Source organism: Rhizobium sp. Leaf262 (assembly GCF_001422245.1).
Lineage (GTDB): Bacteria > Pseudomonadota > Alphaproteobacteria > Rhizobiales > Rhizobiaceae > Agrobacterium.
In genome coordinates this window covers 486,010-509,922 of the sequence record NZ_LMMM01000018.1, presented here as the reverse complement: position 1 = coordinate 509,922, position 23,913 = coordinate 486,010, and the positions used below count along the sequence as shown (strand labels likewise).

At 53.6% G+C, this 23,913-nt stretch carries 21 protein-coding genes; 17 read left to right on the top strand and 4 right to left on the bottom strand.

What is annotated here, in order from left to right:
• Positions 1-10: 10 nt before the first annotated feature.
• Entirely contained in the window at positions 11-199 is a 189-nt protein-coding gene (locus ASF29_RS24170; RefSeq protein WP_280136432.1) for a DUF1127 domain-containing protein, read from the bottom strand.
• A 282-nt stretch (positions 200-481) separates the two neighbouring features.
• Between ASF29_RS24170 and def the strand changes: the two genes are divergently transcribed.
• The 3 genes from def (at position 482) to ASF29_RS19845 (ending at position 3,927) form a co-directional block, all read left to right on the top strand.
• Positions 482-946, top strand: coding sequence for a peptide deformylase (gene def, locus ASF29_RS19855; RefSeq protein ID WP_062452352.1), 465 nt, complete (start codon positions 482-484; stop codon positions 944-946).
• A 131-nt stretch (positions 947-1,077) separates the two neighbouring features.
• On the top strand, positions 1,078-2,208 hold the full coding sequence (locus ASF29_RS19850; protein ID WP_062452351.1) for an alpha/beta fold hydrolase: 1,131 nt from the start codon (positions 1,078-1,080) through the stop codon (positions 2,206-2,208).
• Positions 2,209-2,628: 420 nt separating this feature from the next.
• A complete protein-coding gene (locus tag ASF29_RS19845) occupies positions 2,629-3,927 on the top strand; it encodes an MFS transporter (RefSeq protein WP_062452350.1) in 1,299 nt (432 codons plus the stop codon).
• A gap of 93 nt (positions 3,928-4,020) precedes the next feature.
• Here the strand turns inward: ASF29_RS19845 and ASF29_RS19840 are convergent, their stop codons facing one another.
• Positions 4,021-5,190: a cytochrome P450 gene (locus ASF29_RS19840; protein ID WP_062452349.1), complete on the bottom strand. Its 1,170-nt coding sequence runs from the start codon at positions 5,188-5,190 to the stop codon at positions 4,021-4,023.
• A 379-nt stretch (positions 5,191-5,569) separates the two neighbouring features.
• On the opposite strand from ASF29_RS19840, the gene tsaA reads away from it, so the two are divergent.
• The 3 genes from tsaA to ASF29_RS19815 all read left to right on the top strand — a co-directional run bounded on the left by tsaA (position 5,570) and on the right by ASF29_RS19815 (position 8,664).
• Positions 5,570-6,040, top strand: a complete 471-nt coding sequence (gene tsaA, locus ASF29_RS19835; RefSeq protein ID WP_062452348.1) for a tRNA (N6-threonylcarbamoyladenosine(37)-N6)-methyltransferase TrmO — start codon at positions 5,570-5,572, stop codon at positions 6,038-6,040.
• A gap of 98 nt (positions 6,041-6,138) precedes the next feature.
• Positions 6,139-7,389: a cytochrome P450 gene (locus ASF29_RS19830; RefSeq protein WP_156462741.1), complete on the top strand. Its 1,251-nt coding sequence runs from the start codon at positions 6,139-6,141 to the stop codon at positions 7,387-7,389.
• Positions 7,390-8,028: 639 nt separating this feature from the next.
• Positions 8,029-8,664, top strand: a complete 636-nt coding sequence (locus tag ASF29_RS19815; protein WP_244473603.1) for a cytochrome c — start codon at positions 8,029-8,031, stop codon at positions 8,662-8,664.
• Between the two features lie 678 nt (positions 8,665-9,342).
• Here the strand turns inward: ASF29_RS19815 and ASF29_RS19805 are convergent.
• Positions 9,343-9,711, bottom strand: coding sequence for a hypothetical protein (locus ASF29_RS19805; RefSeq protein ID WP_062452343.1), 369 nt, complete (start codon positions 9,709-9,711; stop codon positions 9,343-9,345).
• A 108-nt stretch (positions 9,712-9,819) separates the two neighbouring features.
• Here ASF29_RS19805 and ASF29_RS19800 point away from each other — a divergent pair, with 108 nt between their 5' ends.
• From ASF29_RS19800 to ASF29_RS19770, 7 genes are all read left to right on the top strand, one after another.
• Positions 9,820-10,536 (top strand): EAL domain-containing protein, encoded by a 717-nt coding sequence (locus ASF29_RS19800; protein ID WP_062452342.1) that lies wholly within the window; start codon positions 9,820-9,822, stop codon positions 10,534-10,536.
• Positions 10,537-10,641: 105 nt separating this feature from the next.
• Positions 10,642-11,292, top strand: coding sequence for a phosphatase PAP2 family protein (locus ASF29_RS19795; RefSeq protein ID WP_082453607.1), 651 nt, complete (start codon positions 10,642-10,644; stop codon positions 11,290-11,292).
• Positions 11,293-11,431: 139 nt separating this feature from the next.
• Positions 11,432-12,457, top strand: a complete 1,026-nt coding sequence (locus tag ASF29_RS19790) for a cytochrome c peroxidase (RefSeq protein WP_062452340.1) — start codon at positions 11,432-11,434, stop codon at positions 12,455-12,457.
• Positions 12,414-14,927 carry a two-component system VirA-like sensor kinase gene (locus tag ASF29_RS19785; RefSeq protein WP_062452339.1) on the top strand — a complete coding sequence of 838 codons (2,514 nt, stop codon included), beginning with the start codon at positions 12,414-12,416 and terminating at the stop codon, positions 14,925-14,927. The genes ASF29_RS19790 and ASF29_RS19785 overlap by 44 nt, the downstream gene beginning before the upstream one ends.
• Positions 14,928-15,585: 658 nt before the next feature.
• Entirely contained in the window at positions 15,586-16,323 is a 738-nt protein-coding gene (locus tag ASF29_RS19780; RefSeq protein ID WP_062452338.1) for a response regulator, read from the top strand.
• A 299-nt stretch (positions 16,324-16,622) separates the two neighbouring features.
• Entirely contained in the window at positions 16,623-17,486 is an 864-nt protein-coding gene (locus tag ASF29_RS19775; protein WP_062452337.1) for an extradiol ring-cleavage dioxygenase, read from the top strand.
• A complete protein-coding gene (locus ASF29_RS19770) occupies positions 17,479-17,850 on the top strand; it encodes a hypothetical protein (protein ID WP_062452336.1) in 372 nt (123 codons plus the stop codon). Before ASF29_RS19775 ends, ASF29_RS19770 begins: the two co-directional genes overlap by 8 nt.
• A gap of 18 nt (positions 17,851-17,868) precedes the next feature.
• Here the strand turns inward: ASF29_RS19770 and ASF29_RS19765 are convergent, their stop codons facing one another.
• Positions 17,869-18,951 carry a helix-turn-helix domain-containing protein gene (locus ASF29_RS19765; protein ID WP_162237916.1) on the bottom strand — a complete coding sequence of 361 codons (1,083 nt, stop codon included), beginning with the start codon at positions 18,949-18,951 and terminating at the stop codon, positions 17,869-17,871.
• 211 nt (positions 18,952-19,162) lie between these two features.
• On the opposite strand from ASF29_RS19765, the gene ASF29_RS19760 reads away from it, so the two are divergent.
• From ASF29_RS19760 to ASF29_RS19745, 4 genes are all read left to right on the top strand, one after another.
• Positions 19,163-19,375, top strand: coding sequence for a hypothetical protein (locus ASF29_RS19760; RefSeq protein ID WP_062452334.1), 213 nt, complete (start codon positions 19,163-19,165; stop codon positions 19,373-19,375).
• A 426-nt stretch (positions 19,376-19,801) separates the two neighbouring features.
• Positions 19,802-20,512 carry an alpha/beta hydrolase gene (locus ASF29_RS19755; RefSeq protein ID WP_244473612.1) on the top strand — a complete coding sequence of 237 codons (711 nt, stop codon included), beginning with the start codon at positions 19,802-19,804 and terminating at the stop codon, positions 20,510-20,512.
• A 182-nt stretch (positions 20,513-20,694) separates the two neighbouring features.
• Positions 20,695-22,308, top strand: coding sequence for a GMC family oxidoreductase N-terminal domain-containing protein (locus ASF29_RS19750; protein ID WP_062452332.1), 1,614 nt, complete (start codon positions 20,695-20,697; stop codon positions 22,306-22,308).
• Positions 22,309-22,437: 129 nt separating this feature from the next.
• Positions 22,438-23,541 carry an FAD-dependent monooxygenase gene (locus tag ASF29_RS19745; RefSeq protein WP_062452331.1) on the top strand — a complete coding sequence of 368 codons (1,104 nt, stop codon included), beginning with the start codon at positions 22,438-22,440 and terminating at the stop codon, positions 23,539-23,541.
• Positions 23,542-23,913 lie beyond the last annotated feature (372 nt).

The following is a 23,913-nucleotide window of genomic DNA, read 5'->3' as shown; positions in this document are numbered from 1 at the left end:
CTGCGACCATTTATTTCGTGAACCCTCGACGTCCAACGCGCACGATGTTTTCGATATCACACCGGCCGATACCGATGTCATTGAGTAAATAATCCTCCAGCTCTTCCAGACGGTTCATTGCCGCTTTCAGCTTTCTTTCACGCATGATTGTCGCGATAAGACTGCGCAATCGCAATACGCATAGGTGTTGAGGTATCATCATGCTCTCCATAAATGCCTTTAGGAAAGTCCAGGCGCCTAAAAGACGTGCAATGGACGATGATTATTTGGGCATTTAAGGCTTATGCAGCGTTTCATACCTGCTGATCTTGATTGCAGTTGTAGGCGGTCAATCCGACCGAAACTATACGGTTCTCGAAATAACTGATGGCATTTCAGCTGAAGTCTAATCGCAGCTTTCTAAAATCAGTCGTTGAGAATTCTCTCCCACACTCCGGGTCTTTGCTTGATCAACCACCGCGAGTAACAAGGAGTAGGCCGCTTGACTGTTCGGAAAATTGTTTCATCTCTCAATCAATTGCTCAGGCAACGGTCTGAGCTCGTGTCGCTAGAGGATCGTACGATTGGCGCACTCGTCAAGGATATGCTTGACACGATGTACGCTGCAGGAGGCGTAGGGCTTGCTGCCGTTCAGATCGGGGTTCTCAAGCAAGTTATCGTAGTCGACCTCTCCGGTGGTGGCCCTAGGGGGCAGCAAATTTTGATTAATCCGGAGGTCATTAAAGCAAGCGGGGAGGAGGTCATTTTCCGTGAAGGTTGTCTGTCGCTTCCGGGCGTCATGGTCAATGTGAACCGCCCGGCGAATGTTCACGTCCGGTATCGATCCCTTGACGGCGAGACGTGTGAGATAATGGCGCATGGTTTGCTCGCAATTTGCCTGCAGCATGAAATCGACCATCTCAATGGCGTACTCATCACTGATCATGCTTCGCCGGAAATAATGTGAGACGGGCGAAACGGTTCTTCATGCGTTAGCAGGTCCCGGCTTGCGTTACGTCTGAAGTTCAATTCCTCAAGTTGACATCATTGACTGAAACGTCTGCATCAAATTGCGCTCCTTGAGTTTGGAGCCCTGCGATGCAAACAGCAGTCAAAAACCCGCCATGTTCGACCCCGTCTTTTCCTCATGCCTTGCGTCTAGTGGCGCTCATTTTCTACGCCTTGCTTTACTCGGTCTCGGTGGTGACGGCACAACCGTATTCGAAGGAGAGCGGGTTATCTGTTTCCTACAATAGCCGGATAGTCGACTTTTGGAACAGGCACGGCCAGCGACGAGATTTCACCGGTCTGGGCGGCGTTCGCATCGCCGCCATGGCGTTTCCACGATCAGATAGCAGTGCAGGAATTGTCATATCGATCGGCTACGGAGAAAGCTATATCAAGTATCGGGAGGTGATCTATGATTTGTGGAATGCAGGATTTCAAATCTATATTCTGGATCACCGAGGACAAGGTTTTTCTGACAGGCTGGTACTTCCAGACACGAAACAGCAGTACGACCCTTCAGCAATAAAGCGCGCGCATGATCTCGGTTACGTCGAACAATTTGGTGACTATGTCGAAGATCTTAAAACCTTCGTGGACGAAACCGCAAAGCCTGCCAATCGCCGTCTGTTCCTTGTTGGGTATTCTATGGGTGGCGCTATCGGTTCGCTCTATCTCGAGACCTATTCTTCTGATTTTTCTGGAGCGGTTTTTACGGCGCCCATGCACCAGCCGGATTTGAGCCCAATTCCCAATATGGCGTGTTGGTTGTTTCGATTTGGCGCTCCAAAGAATTACGTTTGGGGACGCGGACCATTCGCCTTGTCAAAGGACTTCGATCCGGACAGGTCCTCGACCAGTAGTCGCGTGCGTTATGAGATCATCAAACGGGATGAATTCATTCGTCATCCAGAGACCCAATTGGGAGGCCCGAGCTTCAATTGGGTCTATGAAAGTTGCTTGGCTGCAAATCGAAGTGTGCGAAATGCAGAGAAAATTAGGACAAATGTCCTCATCATACAGGCTGGTGATGATAGGCTTGTCAAAGCATCGGGACAGCGAAAATTCTGCACTTTGCTAAACGCCGCCAGACCGGGGGCGTGTCGATTGATTAGGCTTGATGGTGCCAAACACGAACTACTCATCGAAAGAGACGAGTATCGGCAGGTGGTGCTGGATGAAATGATCGATTTCTTTGAGCTGCAAACCAAACGGGCACCCTAATGGCTCGGATCCCGAACAGGAGACTAAATGCGGGTCAGGCGGCACCCACAGCTAAGTATGGGTGATTAGCACGGCAGTGTAGTGTCGATCGCCATGTGTATAATTTTTTTACCCCTCCCTTAAAAAAGATGGGTGGCATTAGGTCAAACCAGATGGGGTCGAACCAGTCTCACCTGTCCCGCGTCTTTTGTGGTATAACCGGAACCACGCCCTCCGTGGGGCGGCGTGCCAGTCGGGTCGCGCGACCTACGCTGCTAAACTTCTCATCGGTACGAGGCTGGCATCGTCAGGTAGCGTAGTATTACAGTTGAAATGAATTTAGCGCCGATTAATCCGAGAAATCGCGGGCAGCTGCTTGAATTTGGATTTCCCGTTGCGTTTCGGGCAACTAGATTGTGCTGAGGTTTTCAAGGGGCGCCCATGGCAAGTAGTGTTACACAGCTTCCTCGTCTCCTGGCGCTTTCTGGGATTGGTGGCGCACTGGAGTTTTTCGACTTCATCATCTTTCTGTTTCTTGCCCCCGTTATCAGCAAGAATTTCTTCCCGCCGGACACTCCGGAATGGATGGCGGACGTTCATGTGCTCGGCATTTTTGCCGCTGGGTACGTCTTTCGCCCGCTGGGCGGTCTCATCATGGCCCATTTTGGAGACCGCTCCGGCCGTAAGCAGGTTTTCCTTTTTTCGATCCTGCTCATGGCTTTTGCGACAACCGGTATCGCGCTGATCCCGAGTTATTCGACGGCCGGTTGGCTGGCGCCACTCCTTCTGGTCTTCCTGCGCATGATGCAGGGCGTCGCAATTGGAGGCGAAGCTCCCGGTGCCTGGACATTCGTCGCGGAACACGTTGCTCCTCGTCATCTCGCGCTGGCTTGCAGCTTCATGAGTTCATCTCTCATTGCCGGTGTCTTGATGGCTTCTCTGGTCACGATGGCGGTGCACAGTTACTTCTCTCCTGCCGCCATGCTTGATTATGGCTGGCGTGTCCCATTTGTCGTGGCAGGGGTTTTGGGACTGTTGGGCGCCATCTTGCGGCGGTGGCTCAGCGAAACACCCGTATTCCTAAGGGCTAGAGAGCAGCGTGCCGCTGCAAAGCGGCTGCCGATTCTGGTCGTGTTGCGCAGTCACTGGGAGGCGCTTTCGATTTCGGTGGTTGCGACATGGATCCTGTCGGCTGTCGTGATTGTCACGACACTTATGACGCCGCTGATCCTTCAAAAGCAGTACCATTTCGATCCCCAGGCGGCACTTGCGATTTCAGCCTTCGGATCGCCCTTTGTTTGTGTGGGGGGCATTTGCGCGGGCTACCTGGCAGATAGGTTTGGCCTCGGCAGATATTTCATGTTTGCCAGTCTTCCTTTTGCGACGGCCAATTACCTGTTCTACTCCTATGTGGATTCCGCGACCGACAATGTTTATCTGCTCTACGGCCTGTCGTCTTTTTTCAACGGCACGGTCGGAGCGATCCCATGCTTCATGGTTCGGGCATTTCCGAGCAGTGTCCGTTTCACCGGCATCTCGCTGGCGTACAACGTGACATTCGCAGTCTTTGGCGGGCTTACACCAGTCGTGATCGGTGCCCTTCTCCCGACTTCGCCCCTGTCCCACATGTACTATCTGCTTGTGGTCGCCGTCGGCATTTTCCTGTTGGGCGCTTATGTAACCGTGAGGCCATCGGCTGTGCGATACAGATCGGCTCGCGACGAAGGTTTGGCGATTTAGCGCTTTCAAGTTGCGCGTCCTCGAAACTGCGCAGACATTTGCAGCTTGCGTAAAGCGCGCAATCGCCGCGTGCCGATGATTTTTGGTTGGTTCTCAGACGGGCCAGCTGACACAGAAGTGGCTCGGCATGCGAACAAAGATATGGCCGTTGAAAACTGGTATGTCTTCCAGCCGCAGCCTCGGCAGTCTTTGTGTGAAAACCGATAGACACTCTTCCAGCTCGATTCGTGCCAGATGATCAGCGACGCATCGATGTGCCCCGGCACCAAATGCAAGATGGTCTCGCGTAAGGTCATCGCGGTGAATGTCGAATGTATCAGGATGCTCGTAGACTGTTTCGTCTCTCAACGCCGATATTGTCGATAAGATCAGCAGCGTTTGCGGGGGGATTATGTGTCCGTGCAACTCGATTTCATCCCTAGTCGCGCGCACCATTCCCGCAATTCCGGGCTGATAACGCATAGCTTCGCTCACAGCTGCGGCCACGAGACTTTGATCCTCACAAACCGCATTCCATTGGCTTTTATGAAGCAAAAGAAGAGATGTCTGTGCGACGATAGCGGCCCGCACGGACTCGTTTCCCCCTATGATGAGTTGAATGATCTGGATAGCTGCTTCCACAGGGCTCACCCCCGCATCCTCTGCCTCTTCCCTGATAGCATCCATGAAACCTGCGCCAGTGTGCGTCTGGGCCATTTTTCGCATCAGGTAATCGCGAAGGAACGTTGCCGCCTCAGCCGATTTTGCAATGTCGGCGGTTGTCGAGACGGGACTGAAGAACCGGCTCAACTCACCCACATGCGAAACGAATACGGCACGCTCTTCCTGAGGAACGCCGAGGATACCTACCAGAGCAAGAACGGGAACCTTGTCAGCAAAGTGACTGACGAATTCAGCGGTGCCCTGCGCGTAGACAGCATCGATCAAGCCTTCGGTCGCGTCTCGGACACTAGCACGCAGTTCCTTGGCCAAAATTGTTGAAAGAGCGCGGGACATGATGGACCTGCGTCTTTCGTGAGGCGCTCCGTTTGCCGTCAACATGCCAAGGCTGAAAAACTCATGCAGGATCCCCTCCGTGACACCTCTGGATTCAGGTATCGCAGCTTCTGTTGCCACAATGCGTGGGTCTGAACTCAGCTTAACGACATCGGCATGGCGAAGAACGAACAGACCGCCCCCCTCATACTCCACAATAGGGCTCTTCGAGCGCCAGCGTTTGAAAGCAGCTTGGGGATTGGCGTCAAGTTCTGCGATCGTGAGCATAATATCTCCTATTGGTAAATATGCCGTCTGGCACCAAAAATATTTTTATCGATATTATCAAATATATCAAATATGTCGAGTTGCATTGGGTTTCAGATGTAACCAAGGCAAGCGAATAGCGTCATTTCGGGATCACCATATGCACGGAAGGGTGGGCCCCAGGCCGGCAGACAGGTGCAAAAAAGGTCTCGATGACAATGGTAATCGTGCATCGGGCCATTGTAGCGCAATCGAAACTTACCGGCTTCAAAGATGCGGGACGCGACTGATGACCGTCTATTGCAAAACTCTCCATAAATGAAAATCGCTGTCCTCTGGGATCGATGGAGAGGTGTGACGTCGTCGCAGAGCCTTGTAATGCTTAGTTGGATACGCTGATATGAAGAATTGCCTTGTAGGTGCTCCACTGCGGCTGAATGAGTTGGCCGTGGGAGCTGAGCTTCCATGGGATGACCATGTTACGTTCATTGGGACAGTTAGAACCCCCTGGAACAAGACGGAGAAGCCACCGAGAATGGGCGAGCGAAGCGGCCCCATCTGCACCATCGAAATCCTTCGTCAGTGGCATCCTGCTCTTGACGGTATTGAGCAATATCCGCTGATCGAGGTACTATACTGGATGCATCTTTCCCGGCGCGACTTGCTGCTGCAGTGTCCCGCCGATGATGGCTTGACGAAGGGAACATTCTCCATTCGGTCGCCGATACGCCCCAACCCTATCGCAACGTCAATTGTCAGACTTGAATCTCGGACGGAAGGTCACCTGTTTGTCAGGGGAATGGATTGTTACGACAACACGCCAGTGTTGGACATAAAGCCTTATCGTGGGCTTTGCAGGCCTTCGAGGTGATCGAACATTCGCAGTGTCGGGGCAGATACAGACGCTCCTCCAGAGATGCTCATGTCAAATGCAATAGTATTTCGTGGCTATGTAATGAGTGCGTCGGATTGAATGGCAAAAAAGCGGTCTCGTTATCGAAGGAACCGCATTTGACCTACTCATCTCCAGTCGCCAGTCCACCTGTTCTTGGTTTCCGTGAGCTCAACTCCCAACCTCATGAGACATTTGCCGAATATCGCTCCGTCGTTCCCTTTTTGAAGAGAGAGGACGGTGCGCATCTCTTATTGAGGGGCCACGACGTTCAGAGGTTCGTGAAGGATCCGAAGACGAAGCAACTAGAGACCGAATTGCTTTATGCTCGCGGCATCACAGCTGGTCCACTCGTCGAGCTCGCAGCGAACAGCATGTTGTTCTCCAACGGCGAGGTACACCGGCGGCGGCGACAGGCGATGGCGAAATGCTTCTCCTTTAGCGTGATGGAACGCGTCAGACCGGAGGTTCGAAGGCTCGCACAGGGCATCATCAACAGCGACGCCCATGCTGAGGGATTCAAGCTTCGTGATGATTTTGCCGCGGCAATACCAGCCGTAACCCTCGCCGCCATACTGGGCATTTCCCAATCGGACATTCCGTTATTCACATCGTTGGCCTACCGGGTGTCGAAAGTCCTGACCACGTCTTGGGGAGCTGAGGATGTTCCAGAGATGGAAGAGGCCACGCGTCAACTCGTATCCTATTGCGAAGATCTCATGGCCGAACGACGCAGGAAACCACAGGATGATTTTCTATCCCAATATGTAGCAAGTGTGGATGCGAATGCTGATCTTTCTCCTGCCGAGGCCGTGATGCAACTGGTTTCCGTGGTTCTCGGGGGCACGGACACGACGCGCGCCGCGATCGTCATCCAGACTGGGCTATTGCTTGAAAGGCCGGATATCTGGAGCGCGATCCAGGAAAACGACAGCCTGATTGCGCCAGCAGTCGCCGAATCGTTGCGATTGGAACCGGCCGTTGCGTCCATTCCCCGCCTCGTGGTTGAGGATATCGATATCGAAGGCCACATGATCCCAAGGGGAAGCGTACTGCTTCTGTCTACGATGTCCGCGCTTCGTGACCCACTTCAATTTCCACATCCTGGCGAGTTTGATCTACACCGCGAACGGCCAAGATGGCATCCTGTCTATGGAGATGGCGAACATCGGTGTCTGGGACAGGCACTGGCGCAGGTCGAACTGGAAGAAGCGCTTCGCGCACTGATCGGATCCAGGCGCAGCTTGCGCATGGACAATCAGACCTTACGTGTCTCGGGACATGCCGGCATAAGGCAGGTCGAAGAAATAATCGTCCAGTTTGCATGACAGTGCTGAGATGAAGCCATTCATTCAAAGTAAGCAACGCGTATTTCGTCTGCAACCGATCTGCCTGTTTGGCAATCAACTTAAAATTTTACGCGGCCAGAGTGGCACAAGTAAACAACTTGGAGAACTCTCATGGCGCTAGATAAATCAATGGACGATGTCGTACTCACGGGCTGCGCTCCGGGTACAGGTCTTGTCAAGCGATGTGCAAGCCTGCTGCGCAGAACAGCAGACTGGCTTGGCTCGTATCAATCCACGGCCAGACATAACGAGGAGTTGCGCGCTCTCGATGACCGTCTCCTCCGGGACATCGGAATCAACCGGCAGGACCTGGAATTTATGATTGTGTTTCCGTCGCGGTCGCATCGGGATTTGTGATGGAGAGATGCTTCATCATGTCTCTTGAGCGCCCGGCAAAGCCGCTCAGCAATGTCGTTTCTTTCAAAGGTTCTCACCAAAGAGAGCAAGGGCTCGACAAAGACCGACGCGGACATTTGGCAAATGCAGCGGCAGGCGCGCAGCAGCCGGAGGCGAAGCCCTCTTTCTGGTTGCGCCTGTTCTTATCGTTCAGCGCGGCCTGTTGCCTCGTCTCCGTCATGCCGGTCCCGGGCGGTGAGCGCGGGCAAGGCAATCACCTGGATGAAGGTCAAGATGGCGACGTCTGACCAGTTCCCTATTTCCGGCCTCTTGATTCATCCACCGGACAGTGAAACCCGAGCACATGAGGATCCCGTGCATTCAAGAACTTTAAAGGCGCCGCGCGTTCTGCTGGCAAGCGTTACGCTTCTCGCATCTCTATGTCTTGGTCCCCTTTGCGCCAAGGCAGAGCCAGACGCCGATCTCATTGCCCGCGGCGCGTATTTGTCTCTACTCGGCAATTGCGAACATTGTCATACTCCGGGGCACTTCCTGGGGAAGCGAGATGACAGCAAGGCCTTATCCGGTTCTGATGTTGGCTTCTGGGACCCTGTTGCCGGGACCGTCATTGGTCCAAACATCACCCCAGATATCGAAACAGGTATAGGCTCATGGTCGAGCGCCGACCTCAAAAAAGCCCTTACAACAGGTGAGCGGCCGGATGGGCGAATGCTGTCCCCTGTCATGCCCTGGCAGGATCTCGCTCGATTGCATGACGAGGACATTACTGCGCTTGTAGAATATCTCAAGTCGCTCAAACCTCTAAAAAATCAAGTGGTTGGGCCATTAGGGCCGACCGAGTCAGTGCCGGTTCACACCCTGCGTCTAACGCCTCCCGAAACTGGAAGCCAACGCTAGGGGCGCGGCCTGGAGAGTGTGGCCAAGCGAAATATTTCGCCGCCATCAAATGTTATTCGCAACCCCTAAGGATAATCTCAATGCCAGATTGCCCCAATTCACAAAGAGCAGCGCGGCCATTCCATCTCTATCTGGTGAGCAAGCAAGAACCGGAGTGTCTGCGAAGAAACGGATATTCCCCCGAGGATCAGTCAAACGGAGGTCCGGCAAGAAAAGCTTGCGAAAGCTCAAAAGGGATGAGGTCCGTCGACAGCTCGCACGGGCTGGTCAATCAGGCCCCGTCTGAGAAGGACGATGGGAGACAGGTCCGGGATCGTGACCGTTTGAACGGTGTTGACGACGTATGGCATTCGGGTGTCTTGCCGATCACTCTCTTGATCGCCATAGGCATAATTCACTTCACTATCTTCTCGGTGATATGGCAGTCGGTGCCGACATATGTCGACTGGCACCCGTAGAGCGAACAAATGCAATTGTAACATTGCTACGATTGCCGGAAACACGCCCGAAACATCGCAACATCATGTTTTATGCTTCTGAGAATTACCAAGTAGCGAAATATGCAGGGGTAAAAATGTGCTTCGGAAGCAAAATCATTCATCGTAAATACGATCAACCTGCGGATTTATCGAAAGTTCGGACCCTGCTAGTAGGTGGAGGCCGGTACATGCATTGTTTTCATCGCCACTTTGCGAGGGCAATATGACGAAGCGTTGCGTCTTGTTTGTCATGATCGATCCACTTGTCGTCTCCGGTCAAATGAGAGGTCTGATGCAGCGGCCATTTGCAGGAAATTTGCATTTCAGCCAAATGCTGGATCCTGATAACGCCAATGCGGATGCCACCGTCACTGGCGAAATCCACATGGCGAAAATGATCATCAGTCTCAATATATATCACGCGCTGGAAGGATATGACTGGAGGAACATCATCCGTGTTGTCGATGGTACGCCTTGCGGTGCCGACGTGGAATTTGCCTCGTATGAAGAGGCGAGGAGGTTTCAGATGGCGAATCCCTCTTCCGTTGATGCCGTTCAGCGGTGCCATGCGTAGCCTCCAGGGCTTTGCCGTTTTCAAGATGCTCCTTGTGAAACGGGAACCACTGGTCAGAGCGGGAATCTCGGTAGATGCGAACCCTTCAAGGGCTGGCTACTGATGCCGCATGATGTTGATTCAATCGTTAAAATTGCCATGGAGCAAGGATTGCTGTCGCTCGTCTATCAGCCAATACGCTGTCTCGAGTCCGGTGAAATCAGTGCTGTTGAGGCGCTGATGAGATTGCGAATGCGTGACGGTGTCGAGGTCCCGCCCCAACAGTTCATACCGGTTGCGGAGAAAACCGGAGGAATTATCCAACTGGGTTACTGGGCCATCCGCGAGGCCTGTTGCAAGCTCCTGACCAATGCAGATTTGCCTCTCGTCAGCGTCAACGTTTCTCCCGTTCAATTGAGGGAACCGAGCTTTGCAGACGAAGTCGGGGCCATCCTTTCTGAAGCGGGGATACGTGGCGACCGGCTGGCCTTCGAGATTACCGAAGGACAGAGAGTTGAAGCTAAATCCGTGGAATTGCATTGCATCTGCAGGCTGCAGGCGCTCGGTATCGCGATATGGCTTGATGACTTTGGAACTGGTTTTGCGGGCTTGGCCCTGCTTCGCCTTGTTGATTTCGACCTTGTGAAAATCGACCGGTCGTTTCTTTACGCAAGCAGCAGCAGGCGAGGTCACATGATGTTACGCAACATCGTTCGGCTCATAAAAGACCATGGACCCGAGACTTTGGTCGAAGGAATAGAAAGCGCCTCACATCTGGAGTTGGCCAAGGCGCTCCACGTGCGCCATGTTCAGGGTTTTCACATCGGTAGGCCAGCCTGAATTTGGCCGATCACTCTCCCACTCTGCACCGCGTTAAGATGGCGCGATAGGAAAGGGGCTTGGTGATTTATATGCAGCACCTTTGCATCCACAGGACATCAAAGCATGGAAAATCAGACGTCTAGAACCAGGATGCCAACGTTTTGTCTCTCGTTATTCGGCGCAATGATCTGCTTTGTAAGCATGTGGTTTTTCGATCGTGCCACACTCCTCACTGTACACGAAATGCCGGATGCAACGAAATACGTCTTCATCCACTTGTCTTACTGGACAGAACCATCAAAAGCGCTGACAGCGATGGCAATGGCTGTGGTCCTGACCGCCTTGTCATCATCAGTATTCGGATTTCCCCGGCCGACGCTTTTGAAGTTTTTAGGATTAAGCCTGGTCAGTTGTGTGTTTGTTCTTTGTTTTGTTTTGCTTGCAAAGACCTCGATAGGTAGGGCACGGCCGTTGCCGTCTTCAGCTTTTGATCCGTTTGTATTTGCTCCCTTTTCCGGCTCAGAGGCATTTGAGTCTTTCCCGTCTGCTCAAGCAGCAATTGCGGCGGCGATCTGTTACTGTTTCATGTTTCGATACCCATCCTACCGCCCTTTGGCGTTTGCACTGATGGTCTCGGTTGGGATTTCACGCGTCGTAATCGAGCGACACTGGATAAGTGATGTTGTGGCAGGTTGGTTGGTTGGATGGCTGGGCGCTACGGTAATCTGCGCCATGGTGCAGAATCGATACGCAAAGCAAAAAGCGCATCGTTGATCGCAGACATCTCAAACCAACTTTCCAAGCTAATGATAGATTTGATGTTTGTGGAAATTCTGAAAGCTGATACAAAGTTTGCTCAATCCCGATGTTGACGTGCATTTCCTGATGGCCGCCTCCACGCTGGACAATATCCATGTACGCAAAGCGCCGCTATTCCAAGTTGATCGTGATAAGCGTGCTGACGAGTTTCCTGGGCGCGATGTTTTCGAGTGCGCTACCCCTGTCGGACGATCTTCTTTACTATTCGGGTGAGGAGAACGCGCTGGCGCCTTTGCCGGCTCCACCTGTTCTGAATTCCGGCAAAGTTTTGATCGGTCGGCGCCTCTTTCATGATCCGGTGCTTTCGAAACAGAAGGCCCTGTCCTGCAGCACCTGCCACAATCTTGAGACGGGCGGTACGGTCCGGATACCGAGAACTGTCGGCTATCAAGGCAAGACCCATGCTTTCAATGCGCCGACAATTTTCAATGTTGGAAACAACTACCGGCTGGGATGGCGCGGGAAGTTCACGTCGCTGCTGGTTCAGAACGAGGCTATCTTGCATGATCCGAACCTCATGGCCGTGGACTGGCCCACCTTGCTGTCGAGGTTGAACGACGACAGCAGCTACGATGCGGTATTCAAAGCCCAGTATGGAAGAGCCGCGGACCGGGAGAGTGTCCTCGACGCACTGGTGACCTATCAACAGTCTTTGTTCACGCCGGATTCGGCATTTGATCTGTATATGCGAGGTGACCAGAATGCCCTTTCGCAAGCTCAAAAATCAGGGCTCAGGCTGTTCATTGAGTATGGTTGCGTGTCGTGTCACCAAGGGTCAAACATAGGTGGCAACATGTTCCAGATATTCGGCGTCTTTGGCGAACCCGGTACAACAACGCTGCCGACGCCTGATGATCTGGACGAGCGCCTGCGATTGCATGATCGGGAGGAAAATGTCTTTCGGGTACCGAGCCTCCGCAACGTAGAGATAACAGCGCCTTATTTTCATGATGGTCGGACCGAGACCCTAGCAGAAGCGATAGCGATCATGGGAATGAGCCAGTTGGGACGTCAATTAAGTGACGAGGATATCGCAGCTCTCGAAGCATTTCTAAAGAGTTTGACTGGAGTATATGATGGCAAACATCTATCGACGGCTGTCGCTGACGAGCCTCGCTGATTTTTTGCCCATCGGGCTATTGAGCATATCAGCGATTGTTATCGGGTTCGCGCTGGCGGGCAGAGATCCAAGCCGGGCGGTCCATGAAGCCGTCATGACCAATCTTAGAGCAATCGATTTTCATTACGCCTCGCTACAACGAGATGTCTTGAGAGCACGTGCGGGAATGCTCCCATCCTACGATCCGCTCGTTCGTTCTGTCGGCAACCTTCAGCGTACAAGCGGCGAATTGGCTGAACTGTTCAAAACCAAGCCTTTCGATGATGACTTGACGCTGCATCGGCTGCTCAAAGACCTCCGGGAGGGCATTGAGAGCGATGATGCGCTCGTAGAAGAATTCAAAACCCGCAATGCTCTTTTGCAGAACTCGATCAATGTCTTTGGGCAGACGATGACGGCTTTGCATGAATCGGACGATGATGTCGTCAAACGGGTTGTTTCGCGCGTAAGTGACCTCGGTACTCTCATGCTGCGCTTTTCGACCAGACCGGATGAAGAGCTGCACGAATTGATTGGACGTAGGCTGACCGAGATTCCTGAGTTTGATACCGCGGCACCAGCCCTCGTAAGCCTTGGCGCTGTGATGGTGCACGCCAAAATGATCCTTGCCGTTCTTCCCCGCGTGGATTCCAAGATTGCGGCAATTCAGGCCTCCACAACGCCTGTGCGGGCGGAAAAACTTCAATCGGAATATGTGAGTATTGCTGCAGATGCAGCGTCTCGGGCATCGACCAGCCGCATCATGCTTGGCGTCGTGGCATCATTTCTTTCCATCTATATCTGTGTGCTTATTTACAGGCTCCGCGCGCAAACAAAGCGCCTCAGGCGTCGTCTCCACTATGAAACGATCATCGCAGATATCAAGGCCCAGCTCGTTGATTGCGAGGCGGGGAAGATCCAATCCTTTATGGACGAAGCGCTGAAGCGGATGTCAGGCTTTTTTGGCGCTCGAAGTGTCGGTTTCGCGGTATTTGGGCCTAGCCAGAACAGCTTCAGACATGCGTATCAGTTCGAGGATCACACTAAGAACCAGCAAATATTGGAGAGTTTCGCCCAACACACTGAATGGCGGCAGGAAACATCGACACGTCTGTTTCAAGAAGATGCGCCGCACGGCAGCCCACTGCCGCTGGGCTGCCTGTTGAAATTGCGAGAATGCAGATTGGTTGTCGGGACGCAATCACATGAGCAGGACATTGCGGCTCTGATATTTGTCTTCGACAAGGCCCAACGTCATTTTACATCCGACGAAGCCCACCTGATGACGGCGACGCTGCAGACCTTTATGGAATTTCTAGAAGCGTATAATGGTTGCCAGGAGCGCCAGGCGCTCGAGCATCGCTTGCAACATTCCCAGCGCCTGGAGGCTATCGGCACCCTTGCGGGCGGCATAGCCCATGAATTTAATAATGTGTTGAGTGCGATTCTCGGTTATGGAGAGATGACAGTTCAGCTGCTGAAAAAGCCATCTGCAGCGCTCAATTATGTTGAGGAGATTTTGAAAAGCGGCACGCGTGCCAAATACATCGTTGATCAGATCCTGACGTTCAGTAGAAAGCGGGAGCGTACGGTCAAACCCTTTGATGTTTCAGACGCCATTGCCGATATTCTTCCCCTTCTGCACGTCACGATTTCCAACCATGTGGAACTGGATTGTCATCTTTCCACGACGCCAGCGGTGATCGAGGGCAACCCGGTCGAGATACACCAACTTGCGATGAACTTGTGCAAGAATGCAAGCCAGGCGTCGGCGAGAGGTCAGAAAGTCACGATAGAGATCCGGACTATCGACGTGCCAAGCGTGCGTCCTTTGACGCACGGCGAGATTTCCCGCGGTGCCTATGTATGCCTGTCCGTCAAGGATGAAGCAGCGGGAATTCCTGCTCACGCCCTACCGCATATATTTGAGCCCTTCTTCACAACCAATTCCAGTTCCGGAGGCTCCGGTCTCGGCCTGTCTGCTGTCCACGGTATCGTGTCCGCACTCGGCGGTGCAATCAATGTTGAAAGCAGGCCTGGAAAGGGATCGACGTTTTCACTGTATTTCCCTGCCTCTCCCCTTCCGCCATTGCCGATAGACAGTTTTTACAACGAGCGTGCGGTGCCAATCGGAAACGGAGAGCAGGTGATTATCGTCGAAGACGACAACGCTCTGCTCGAACTCTACGAGGAGAAAGTCGCAGCACTGGGTTATGAGCCGATAGGCGTTTTGGGCATGGCGACTTTGAGACAAAAGCTGGATGCCGGCCTTCGTGCTGATCTGGTGATATTTAATCATAAGGCCATTAAGACGACGGCCGAGCTTGCACGTGTCGAGAGCAGCATCGGTAACGGAAAATCACTGTTACTCTGCGAGCGAACCTCTGAACTTCTTCCGGAATTTAAAAGCCTCGGTCCGCGGATTCTAAAAACGCCCTTCAGTTCGGCCGTTCTGGCCAGTGCTATCTTTGACAGGCTGAAGCGATCATAATGCAGGGTAACCTGGGTCAGGTTCGCCGAGATAGCTGATGCCTTTGTCTGACGGTGCTGCATAGGCGTCCATTACAAAAGTGGCTCCGTCGAGGACTGCATCACTCAAGGGTTGTTTTCAGCAACAATACCGTTGTTCGCCTGGTGTTCATCGGGGTCGGCCCGCGAACGCACGCGCTTTCCAAGTCTTATCGTCAATACGCTCTCGAGCATGATGATTGCGCATCAGGCCTCGCACGTCGCGCCCATTGCATCTGCAATCTTTGCCCACACTCTCGAAACCGCTTTGAAACCTCGAAGCGCGAGCACAACGCCAGCAGCATCTGTACATTATTTGCTACGCAGGCGCGAAGAAATCATCTTATTGCGCTTTACAAATTGATGGAAATGATACAAATGATATAAACATAAGTACAGCAGACATGTGTACGCGATATTTGCGACTTGTTGAATTGGAAGGAAGCGAACGTGAATGACTTGCTAGCGCACCGGCCGGGCGGAGATCGTAGCCGGCCCATCCAACCGAATCCTGGCTCCGAACAAACTGCAAACTCCGTGCACCGAAAGCGTGGGGCTGCAGGATCGAAACCGCGAATGCCCATCGGCACACCAAAAGCCCGTCTCGCGCGCAGTTGCCTCAAACGAGTTGGAGCAGGCCTGTGAAACACGTATTGGTGATAGATGACGACTCGGCCATTCGCAGTCTGTTGAGAGACTATCTTTCGCAGCACGCTTTCAGGGTAACCGTTGTCAGTGGAAGCCAAGACCTTCCGCGCATTATGGCAACAGATCCGGTCGACTTAATTATCGTCGATCTCAATCTCGGAAACGAAGACGGTTTGGATATTGTCCGGAAGCTTTCGAGTTCATCCGACTATCCCATCATAATCATAAGCGGTGATCGGCTTGAAGAAGCGGACAAAGTCGTCGGCCTGGAACTCGGGGCCGTCGACTATATCACGAAGCCGTTTGGTACTAGGGAACTCCTGGCACGCGTTCGTTCATCCCTACGGGAACGACCGGTCATCGAGACCAAAAAAGACAAGAAAATATATACGTTTAATGAGTGGGAGCTGAATATCAAACTTCGTCGGCTGACCTGCAGAGGCGAACAGGAGGTCAAGCTGACGGCAGGAGAATTTAACCTTCTGACTGCTTTTCTGAGATCACCCCGCCAGGTGCTGTCCAGAGAGCAACTCCTCTCGGCAAGTCGGGTCTATAATGAAGAGGTTTTCGATCGCAGTATAGACGTGCTGATCCTGCGGTTGCGCCGAAAGTTGGAAAAAGACCCTTCGCAGCCCGCCCTGATCAAAACCGAAAGAGGCGCAGGTTACCTGTTTGATGCAGAAGTCGCAGTCACGCACAGGGGAAACGGCAAAATGATCGGAAACGTCTAGAGGTATCACCCAGCTAGGGACAATTGCCACAACAGTTTTTGTCCCAGGCAAGACCATTGGCACTGACAGGAGTGCTTGGTTGAATATTACAGAAGCAACGAAAAATCTTGGTTTGAAACGGCGGTGCAACGCTCGAGCACTAGTGGAGGCTCGTTAGGTCAGGGCGTCGCGGTGGTGCCGCAGCTCAGCATACATGGAAGTGCGGCAGTTGGAAACGCAGCGCCCTGGACCTCAAGACGTTCTGCCTTCGTTTCGGGCAACGTCGTTCCTAGACGCCAACTTACTGAGGGAGCCGACCTGTGGCCCAGCTCGTTGCTACATTAGCATCCACACATCACCCATTTTATTACAAGGCGACCACGACGTCACCTGAAGATCAGATGCCGCAAGCGACCGAATGGAAGCGCAAGATTGAAGCATACCGCGCGACCTTGGCGCGCGCCGAACCAGACATTCTGGTGATGATAGGGTCGGATCATTTTCATCAGATTTTCCTGGATAATTGCCCGCAGTTTCTGATCGGCAAAGCTCCCCAATATGATGCAACATTTTATAATGAGGAGCGTGAATTCGGGTTGCCGAGATATCTGTTGCAGGGTGACGAGGCTATGTCCCGCTTCATGCATCAGTCATTGATGGATCAGGATTTTGATCTGGCGTTTTCAAACGAGTTGAAGGTCGATCATTCGATTGTTTGCCCCATCATAACCCTGCGACCGCAAAATGATCTCCCGATCGTTCCTGTCTACACCAATATCTTTGCCCCGCCTCTCGCTTCCCCCCGTCGATTTTATGATCTTGGGCGGGCGATCAGGCAGGCGATCGAAGACTATCCATCATCGCAAAGAGTGGCGGCGATTGGAACTGGACATCTCTCGCTGGAGCTGGGTGGACCGCGACAATTCATGGAAACTGGCCCCGATCCCGTCTTTGACCGACAGGCCATCGAGTGGCTAAGGGCAGGCGATGTCGATGCCATTCTCGAACACGTCACACACGAAAGCATGGAAAAAAGCGGAAACGCTACTCACGGCTTCCTGAACTTCCTGCTGATGCTCGGAGTGGCTGGCGCTCAGCACGCCGACTATGTCGATAATCTCGATCTTTTTCACACGATGGAAGCCTATTTCACGTGGTATCCGCAGGAGGGAAAACATGAGTAAATATTACGTCAACAAGTTCCTCTACACGGTTGATCGTGATCCTGACCTCCTCAGACGCTATATTGAGGAGCCGTCCAGCCTGGTTGCAAGCTGGGAGCAATCGATAGGCCCTGTGCTATGTGGGAATGCGACCGAGCTATCCACCGTCCATGCGCTGACCGAAGACGAGCGGGATGCAATTGCCGGGCACGACTTCGTTGCGCTGTTCGAAATGGGAGCCCATTTCTTCCTGAATCTGACGATCTTTATCGGGGTCTATGACCAACCCTACATGGCGCGGTCAGGCCCGCTTTCCTTTCAAAGGGAGTTCGCCAGCAAACTGGCTCACTGGAAGGGTAGGGAGTATCCGTCTGTCGCGACATGACCCGAGCGACAGACGGCTCTAGTTCCCCGATGTAAGCTTATTGCGCTCTTCGCGTTGCTGCATGCGGACACGGATGAGATTCGACGTCGCTTCTGCAATAGTCGATAGCGCCTCAAGTTCGCCGCTATCAAGCCTTCGGGGAACGACATCGATGACGCATATTGAGCCGAGCGCGAAATCCTGCGGATCACGGACCGGCGCGCCGGCGTAAAAACGAAATCCGAATGGCTCCGCGAGAGCAGGGTTCTGGACGAAGTTCTCTACCTTGGACAGATCTTCAATCACCGTGAACTGGTTCGCCAAAAGTGTCTGATTGCAGAAAGACCAGTCGCGCGGCGTTGTCTCTCCGTCGAACCCGATGCGTGATTTGAACCATTGTGTATCGCGCGTAATCAGCGTGAACATTGCGACGGGCGTACGGGCAGCGTGAGCTGCGAGGCGAACAAGACGATCAAAACTCGGGTCCGGCGCGGAGCCCAGAAGATCGGATTGTTGGACGGCCTCCAGGCGCGCGCTTTCATTCCAGGGCGGCAGGAAGCCTGCAGATCTCGGCGTGGCAGGTATCGTTGATCGCAAATAGTCCATAATCGCTGAACTCAGTTCCGCGACATTGCCCGACGTTTTCAGCTGTACGCGGTGATGTGCCCGAGCCACCGGGCGCTCAGGACCCTTGTCGACAAGGCTAAAAAGCCCGGTCTGTCTGAACCGAAAATTGCTCCCCACCGATGCAATGAATTTTCTGCGATCATCATCGTCGGCATTCTCAACAATAATCAGCATGGGAGGTGTCACTGCGACCAGCCTGAACGCGGCATCGATATCATCAACCACGTCCAAAAGAAGACCTGAGCCAGGAAGGCCCACAAATCGCCAATCCTCTGCACGACCTTTCGCTGCGACAACGACCGCTCTGGCCGCCATCGAAACCTGCTCCGTATTGTTTTCTTCTACCAGATCCAGCACAGCCTGACGGGGTATTCTTCGGTGCCCACCCGGCGTTTTCCACGAGGGCAACTGGCCGCTTTCCACCCATAGCTGCGCGGTTCGCACTGATACGCCCAGTATTTCTGCTGCACTCGCAGTCGTCAGAATATCTTTCATGTCAATACCCACCCATGTGACGACATATATGGGAAAAAATGAAAAATATGCAAGAAGTGTTAGAATCGGCAGGCTGTTAGCGTAGTGACACCTCGGTGTCCTTCTGCCCATATTACATTTGCCACCACTCTGGTTGGATCAGGTGCACATCCGAAATACGATCCGTCCATGCTGTGACCAAGCCCAGATTGGTAAATCTGAAAGGACTGTCATGGCGCATCATGTTTCACCAAAAGAGAATGTCCCGCGCAAGCGCTTGCGCTCTTTTTTTCTATCCGCCTGCTCGCGAACAAGCAATCTGCTCAAGAAACTCGTCGAAGGTGGATCAGCGGCATACTATCTTTCACCGTATTATCCTCTTCCTGACGATGAACCGCTGACGGCTGTTGAAGAGAAAAAGGATCACCCCAACCCATCTGAGTGATGGACCTCAGCAGCTGCGACCTTCAGCAGATGCATGGGGCCATGCTCCGCAATCTTTCGCGGTAATCGAAGGTGCCTTCGCGCGATCCTTCCCTCTATTTCCGCTTACAAGTCGGGCCCCATCACGCCAGTCGAACGAAAAGGTTCATTGGTATCATACCAATGGATGAGCCATCGATACGCAGGTTCAATGGGCGCTACCGGTCCGTCCTGTCATCTTACTCGTGCTGAACAACGGCTCTGTTGCCTCCTGGAGCCCACGGCACCTGCCTCCCAATGCCGGACAACGGTCCTTCCGTTGTCCGGAGAGGAGACGATCCAAAAACCGTAGAGACCTCAAACGAATAGGAACAAAGTCATGGATTTCGCTCACCTTACTCTCTCTCTCGCTGGTTCGGCTGCGCTGGCTATTGCAGCGCTCACGCCAATGATGGCACAGGCCCAGCCAGTCAAAAATGTTGTTCTTGTGCATGGCGCTTTTGCCGATGGTGCCGGCTGGCGCGGCGTTTACGACGAACTGACGAAACGCGGCTACAATGTGACAATCGTGCAGAATCCGCTGACGTCTCTCGATGATGATGTCGCCGCTACCAATCGCGCGCTTGACCGGACAAGCGGCCCAACGATACTCGTCGGCCATTCCTGGGGTGGCACGGTTATTACAGAAGCAGGCGTCCATCCCAAGGTCGCAGGGCTTGTCTATGTCTCAGCGCTCTCGCCGGATGCTGGAGAGACCACGGCTCAACAATATGAGGGCTTTGCGCCCGCCTCCGAATTTGTCCTGGATATTGGGAAGGATGGCTATGGGTTCGTTGACGCCAGCAAGTTCAAAGTCGGATTTGCCAATGATGTCAGCGATGCCGATGCCGTATTCATGCGTGACTCCCAGGTACCCATCAACATGTCTTCCTTCGCAACGAAACTCAAGAACGCCGCCTGGCGCACAAAGCCAAGCTGGGCTGTGATCGCCACCGAAGACAAGGCTTTCGATCAGGCGATGCTTCTCCATATGGCGGACCGGATCGGCGCCAAGGTCACCAAGGTTTCGGCAAGCCACGCGCTTTTCAAAACCCAGGCAAAAGTAGTTGCCGACACAATTCATGCGGCCGCCGAGAGCATTGACAAGCCTGCAAACTGAACATGCAAAACCTGGCAGGCGGCTGCCGCCTGCCAGACCGGCGTAATGTCCGGCGATACCTCCCATTACAAATGACATCGGAAGCCCGCGGCATGAAATCTGCGCCTGACAGGTCGCCGCTATGTCCGCCCCACTCCTTGCTTTCCAAGCGATGCGGAGTACCCCAACCTGCAAGGTGAAACATGGAACATTCTAGCAAGAACAAAGACGACTCCGAAATATGGGTGAACCCGGCTGATAAGCGGGGTAATTTTCGAACGCATTTTGACTTCATTGTATGCGGCGGCGGCTCGAGTGGTTCTGTGGTCGCTGCTCGCCTCGCGCAGGACAGCAACGTGCAGGTTCTGCTGCTTGAGGCGGGTGGAGATGATACGGCCCCTTCGATCTGCAATCCGGCGCAGTGGCCGCTTAATCTGGGCTCGGCACATGATTGGGCTTTCCAAGGAGAACCATCGCCTTATCTCAATGGCCGCCGGATGCCGCTCAACATGGGCAAAGTCCTTGGTGGAGGATCGAGCATCAACGTGATGGTTTGGGCCCGAGGTCACAAGAGCGACTGGGACCATTTTGCTGAAGAATCCGGCGATTCTGGCTGGGGATATGTGTCCGTTCTGGATTATTATCGGCGAATTGAGAACTGGCAGGGTGATGCCGATTCCCTTCGTCGTGGTGTGGGCGGGCCCGTCTATGTTGCTCAATCGGATACGCCGCAGCCCCTCGCAAACGCGACGGTGGAAGCGGCCAATGAGATGGGTATCCGGAAATTCGAAAGTCCCAATGGAGAAATGATGGAGACGGATGGCGGTGCAGCCATTGCCGATCTTCTGATCCGTGACAATAAGCGGCAATCGATATTCAGATCCTACACCTATCCGAGTATGCACCAGATGAACCTTACGGTCCTGACCGGCGCGCATGTCACCCGGGTTATCTTCTCCGGCAAGAAGGCCCTTGGCGTCGAAGCTGTGATTGACGGCAAGGTGTTGCGTCTGGGCGCCGATCGGGAAGTCATCCTGTCTTTGGGAGCTGTTCATACGCCGAAAGTTCTGATGCAGTCTGGCGTTGGACCGGCAAAAGAGCTCCAGCACCATGGAATTCCGGTTGTTCAGGATCTGCCGGGTGTAGGCGAAAACCATCAGGATCACATCGCCTTCGGTTGTACCTGGGAATATGTGAAGCCCCAACAGGTCGGCGGCGGCGGATGTGAAGCGGTGCTTTATGCCAAGAGTGATGCCAATTTGGCCGCGCCTGACATGGTACAATGCCAACTGGAGTTTGCCGTGCCGCCGCCGCCGGAAGTCGGCATGGAAGCGCCCGAGCACGGCTGGACGATGTTTGCAGGGCTTGCACAGCCCAAAAGTCGTGGACGTGTACGGTTGTCGGGCCCGCGCCCGGAGGACCCGGTCGTTATTGCGCCCAACTCATTGAGTGAGCACGAGGACCTGGAGACAGCATTTCGAACAATCGAATTGTGTAGAGAGCTGGGAAACAGCGACCGTTTACGGCCACTGGTCAAGCGGGAGGTTCTTCCGCTCGGGAGGAGCCGCAGCAGTATGGAGGCCTTCATTCGCAACTCCGCAGTCACCTACTGGCATCAGTCCTGCACGGCCAAAATGGGTCGCGACGAGATGTCTGTCGTAGACGCTCGACTGCGGGTCTACGGGGTTAAAAACCTGCGGATCGCAGATGCATCGATCATGCCCAAAATACCAATCGGAAACCTGATGGCTCCTTGCGTCGTCATTGGCGAGCGCGCCGCAGATATGCTCAAGGCAGATCATGGCATTCAGAGCTGAACCATAAGTCTGCCTTCAGGAACATGGCGATCGATTGCCAGGCCTCTCTCTGGGAGGCACTGGCGTCGGACTTTACTCGCATCTCAGCAATCCCATCGAGTTCGCGCATATTACAGGGGAATATTGCCTATGAAAATCATCGTTGCCGGTGCCGGCATTGCGGGCCTTTCTGTCGCCAAGGCGCTGGAGTTGAAAGGACACGAATGCCACGTCGTTGAGCAATCGGAGTCATCCGGTTCCGGCGGCATGGGTATATTCCTGTTGGGAAACGCGACGAGGGCATTGCGCCAGCTTGGCGTGCTCGAAGCGATCGAGCCCAACGCATACCCGATCGAAAAACAATTGATCTTCGCGAGCAACGGTCGACTGATCCATGAAACAGGGTCACACGAGTTCTGGTCGGAGTGCGGTCCCTGTCTTGCTATGCCAAGATCGCTTCTTATCCAGTCGTTACTGTCTTCGTTAAACAACACCGATATTTCCTACGGAAAGGCCGTCGTGGACGTAGAAAACACCATGTCGGGCGTCCGCGCTTTGTATTCCGACGGCACCTCCCAGTCGTGTGATCTGGTTATTGCCGCAGACGGCATACATTCACGTCTACGCAGCGCCGCGTTCAACATTCAGCCTCGCCCTCTCGGCATCACTTGTTGGAGAACGGTTGTGGACAATACAGCCGGTATTGTCGCGTGGACTGCCATGCTCGGCCGTGGACGTACGCTTCTCGCCATTCCTCTCAGTGAGACAAAGGTTTACTTATACGCGGATTGTCGTACAGCCGATGTCCGAAACAATACCGTCCTCGGTCTTCGGGACCTGTTTGCAGAGTTTCCATCTCCGCTCGGCGAACTTGTTGGTCAGTTGAATAGTCCGACCGAAATTCACTTCGGGGAGCTACAGGAGGTTCCCGAATACAATCGCAACAAACATGGTCTTGTGCTCATGGGCGACGCTGCGCACGCCTGTTCTCCCAGCATGGCGCAGGGAGCGGGCATGGCACTGGAAGACGCACTGGTTCTGGCTGACCTGATTTCAAGATACGCGTCCACTGCGGTGATAAACAGGGCGTTCGTGGCCCAGCGTCGTGACCGTGTGGCGTGGGTCCGAAAACAGTCTCGTGTTCGTGACAAGGTTCGCAATCTTCCGCCCACTGTCAGGAACCTCATGTTGAGGCACTTGGGCGACAAGCTTTATACGCGCTCTTATGCGACACTGAGAAAGCCTCTCATGTAGGCTTCAGCTTCGAAAGGGGCAATTGTTTCGTGTTTAAGAAACGGATGACAAATCGTAATCGCCGCGAAATCTGACGCTGAGATCCTGCTGTCTCAGCAAGAGGAGATTTCCGTATGAAACATCCTAAGGAGCATACCGACGGCGGGCAGCCACCTCGCATTAAGATCTCGGTGGGACGCCTGAGCAGCAAACGTACCCAAAGTCCAATGAAGGGCATGACACGGAGCGGATGTTTGCTTCACGCAAGCTCACGTGCGGTCCGGGTCGCCGCGGTCGAGCCTCCGCCGGAGTTCCGTCCAGGCACGCATAACCAGCAAAAAATGATAAGTGTAAGCCTTGGGGACAACGGTCTGAACGAGACCAAAAAGTTGT